This window comes from Actinoplanes sp. TFC3 (genome assembly GCF_001553785.1).
Taxonomy (GTDB): domain Bacteria; phylum Actinomycetota; class Actinomycetes; order Mycobacteriales; family Micromonosporaceae; genus Actinoplanes.
The window spans coordinates 3475721-3479179 of sequence record NZ_LOJP01000001.1; the positions used below are offsets into that span (position 1 = coordinate 3475721).

The window sequence follows — 3459 nt, forward strand, 5'->3', positions numbered from 1 at the left end:
GCCCCGCAACTGCCTCGCCGGCAACTTCCCCGCGTCCCGCCCCCGAAGCAGCAGCCACCGCAGCCGCAACCAACCCCTCCACCAGCGGCGCAGGGCACAACGTCACCCGCGACGGCTCCGCAACCAGCTCCAACGCCAGCGACGCCGACAACACCGCGCTGCCAAGGTCCATCAGCACGACCACACCGTCGCCGCCGTCCGCCGCCTCGATGGCCTCGCTGATCGCCACCGCGTCCGTGCCGGTTGTCGTCTCGTCCAGGCCGGCCGCCACCTCGATCGTCACCGGCCGGTCCGTCACCATTTCACGGGCCAGCGCCACCGCCGCGACGGCCAGCGCGTGGCTGTGGCTGACCACCACCAGGCCGACCATCGGCTCAGTCCGTCAGCGTTGCGGCGGCGGCGACCAGCAGCAGGGTCACCGAGGTTGCGCCCGGGTCCGCATGCCCCGCGCTGCGTTCACCCAGGTAGCTGGCCCGGCCCTTGCGGGCGGCCATCGGCACGGTCGCATCCCGCCCGGCCGTCGCCGCGTCAACCGCGGCCTGCAGCGCCGCGGGGAAGTCCTTCCCCTCGGCGAGCCCGGCGTCCAGGGCGTCCACGGCCGGTGCGAGCGCGTCGTACATGGTCTTGTCCCCGGCCACGCACTTGCCCCGGGCGACCACCCCGTCCAAACCCGCCCGCAGCACCTTGGCGAACCCCGGCCCGTCCACCGAGGTGTCCGCCGCGGCGGACATGCGCAGGAAGGCCGTGCCGTACAGCGGCCCGCTGGCCCCGCCGACCTTGCTGATCAGCGTCATCCCCACCCGCTTGAACAGCGCCGAGGGGGTGTCCGGGGGTTCGTCGTCGAGGGCCTGCACCACGGCCTTCAACCCGCGGTCCATGTTGAAGCCGTGGTCGCCGTCGCCGATGGCCGAATCCAGCTCCGTCAGCTTTGCGGTGTTCTCCGCGATCAGCCGGGCGAACTCGTGCATCCAGGCGTTCAGCGCCGCCGCGTCCATCGGCTCACACTCCCCAGCGCAGCGCCGGGGTGCGCACCGGGGCGTCCCATAGCCGCAGCAGCTCGTCGTCGGCCTTGAGCAGCGTCACCGAGCAGCCGGCCATGTCCAGGCTGGTGATGTACGGCCCGACCAGCGAGCGGGCGATGCCGATGCCCGCTTTGGTGAGGAGCTGTTCGACCTCGTGGTACATCACGTAGAGCTCGATCAGCGGGGTGGCACCCATGCCGTTGACGAAGGCGATCACGCCGTCGCTGCCGGTGAAGTCGAGGTCGGCCAGGATCGGGCTGACCAGCATCTCGGCTATCTCACGGGCCGGGGCGATCGGCGCCCGGCGCCGGCCCGGTTCGCCGTGGATGCCGATGCCGACCTCCATCTGGCCCTCGGGCAGGTCGAACGTGGGCTTGCCGGCCGCCGGGACGGTGCACGAGGTGAGCGCGACGCCCATGCTGCGGCCGTTGGCGTTGACCTTGCGGGCTACGTCGGCGACGTCGGCGAGCTTGCGCCCCTGCTCGGCGGCGGCCCCGGCGATCTTCTCGACCAGCACCGTGACGCCGACACCGCGCCGGCCTGCGGTGTAGAGGCTGTCCTGCACGGCTACGTCATCATCGGTGATCACGGCGGTGACCGGTACGCCGGTTTCCGCCTCGGCCAGCTCGGCTGCCATCTCGAAGTTCAGCACGTCGCCGGTGTAGTTCTTGACGATGTGCAGCACCCCGGCACCGCCGTCGACCGCCGTGGTGGCGGCCACCATCTGATCGGGCACGGGGGAGGTGAAGATTTCGCCGGCGCAGGCCGCGTCGAGCATGCCGGGCCCGACAAATCCGGCGTGCAGCGGTTCGTGGCCCGAGCCGCCCCCGGAGACCAAGCCGACCTTGCCCCGCACCGGGGCGTCGCCGCGGTAGACGATGCGGTTCTCGTGATCGACGCGCAGCTCACGATGAGCGGCGGCGAGGCCGAGCAGGGCGTCGGGGATGACGGTCGCGGGTTCGTTGATGAGCTTGTTCATGGACAGCTCCTGGAGTGCGAACGCAGATCGATCTGCCGACCCTCAACCTACGCCGGGAACGCGATCACGCCAGTAGCACTTCCCGCATGGTCCTACCCGGGTTGAACGAACCGGCGAAGCCGCTGCCCAGCGAGTCGTACACATCGATGGTGTTGTTGCGGCGCATCAGCTCACGCACCGGCGGGGGCAGCGGCGGCGGCTCGTTCATCTCGTCGCTGAGCTCGCGGGCGCTGCGGATCAGTCCGGACACCAGCGAGGCGGCGTCGGTGTCCACCCGCACACGTCCGAACTCCCAGCCCGCAATGCTCAGATCAAGAACTTCGAACAACTGCGCCAGCAGCGGGTACGGATCCAGCACGCGAACCGCCCGGCGCGCCTGACCACCCACCACCGTCACCGCAGCGGCCACCTGGATGTAAGGGTGCAGCCCACCCGGGAGCTGGAACAACGGCCACCGAAGCTGCGCCCCCGCCTCGCGCCACAGCGGCCGGTAGTTGCGCCGGTCCACCCCGAAGCCCTGACCGGTACGCCGGTACAGCTCACCCACCTGAGCGACCAGCTCGGCGTGCGCCGCGCCGGCGAACTCCCGCACGATTGCGGCCGCCACCACCAGCCCGTCGTCGCCGGTCAGTAGCTGCGCCACCGCCTGCGCCTGGTCGGGGAAGCGCCCTTGGACGTGCGCGCCGAACTGTTGCCGGACACTGTCGAGCATCGCGGCCTGCTGGCCGGGATCGTGCTCGACGTGCCGCCTGCTCGCTCCGAGCCGGAACCACCGCATGCGGCCATCGTAAAGGAAGTGATCACTGCCCGGCTCACCCCGCGTGGTCGTCAGCGGTCTTGCCACTGGACAGCGCTCGGGGCGAGGTCGATGACCGCGCGCGCTACGACGCCGAAGCGGTGTCCGGCTACAGCCCCGAGTACCGCCCCGGCCGCTGATCCGTAGGGTCGCCCTTGGCGGGTGGCAACGTGGTGTAGCTGTCGACGGGGCCGCTGCCCGAGCAGCGACCCCCGTCGAGTGGATCAGGTCGTTCAGACCGTAAGGGTCCAGGAGTTGATGTAGCCGGTGTCACCGGAGTAGACATCCTGGACCTTCAGGCGCCAGGTGCCGTTCGCCGCCTCGCTGGACAGGTTCGCGGTGTAGGTCGTGTTCACGTTGTCCGCGCTGTCCGACGAGCTGCTGTTCTTGAGCCGGTACGTGCTGCCGTCCGGCGCCACCAGGTCGACGGTCAGGTCACCGCGGTACGTGTGGACGATGTTGACCGCCACCGTGGAGCTGGTCGACGCGGAGCGGGCGCAGCTGAGCGCGATGTCACTGTACACGGCCACGCCACGGTCCGGGATCGCCACGTCGGTTGCGTTGGTGCCGGTGCAGGAGCCCGAGGGCGGCGGGGTGGTCGGGTCGGTGGGCGGCGGGGTGGTGCCGCCGGTGCAGGTCGGGTCGGCGGTCTGGGCCGGTAC

At 70.8% G+C, this 3459-nt stretch carries 5 protein-coding genes; all 5 read right to left on the reverse strand.

All coding sequences use genetic code 11. The annotated features are described in order from the left end of the window. On the reverse strand, positions 1-370 hold a 370-nt coding region (dhaM, locus tag TFC3_RS15645; protein ID WP_304438970.1), incomplete at its 3' end, for a dihydroxyacetone kinase phosphoryl donor subunit DhaM. Between the two features lie 4 nt (positions 371-374). Then, positions 375-995, reverse strand: coding sequence for a dihydroxyacetone kinase subunit DhaL (gene dhaL, locus TFC3_RS15650; RefSeq protein WP_067500362.1), 621 nt, complete (start codon positions 993-995; stop codon positions 375-377). A 4-nt stretch (positions 996-999) separates the two neighbouring features. Beyond that, a complete protein-coding gene (dhaK, locus tag TFC3_RS15655) occupies positions 1000-2001 on the reverse strand; it encodes a dihydroxyacetone kinase subunit DhaK (RefSeq protein ID WP_067500364.1) in 1002 nt (333 codons plus the stop codon). A gap of 64 nt (positions 2002-2065) precedes the next feature. Beyond that, positions 2066-2779: a hypothetical protein gene (locus TFC3_RS15660; protein WP_067500366.1), complete on the reverse strand. Its 714-nt coding sequence runs from the start codon at positions 2777-2779 to the stop codon at positions 2066-2068. A 251-nt stretch (positions 2780-3030) separates the two neighbouring features. Next, positions 3031-3459, reverse strand: a 429-nt coding sequence (locus TFC3_RS15665) for a proprotein convertase P-domain-containing protein (protein WP_173745324.1), incomplete at its 5' end; no start/stop codon positions are given.

Coding starts and splice junctions, on each gene's coding strand:
- dhaK (WP_067500364.1), bottom strand. CDS start 2,001: ATGAACAAGCTCATCAACGAACCCGCGACCGTCATCCCCGACGCCCTG.
- TFC3_RS15660 (WP_067500366.1), bottom strand. CDS start 2,779: ATGCGGTGGTTCCGGCTCGGAGCGAGCAGGCGGCACGTCGAGCACGAT.
- dhaL (WP_067500362.1), bottom strand. CDS start 995: ATGGACGCGGCGGCGCTGAACGCCTGGATGCACGAGTTCGCCCGGCTG.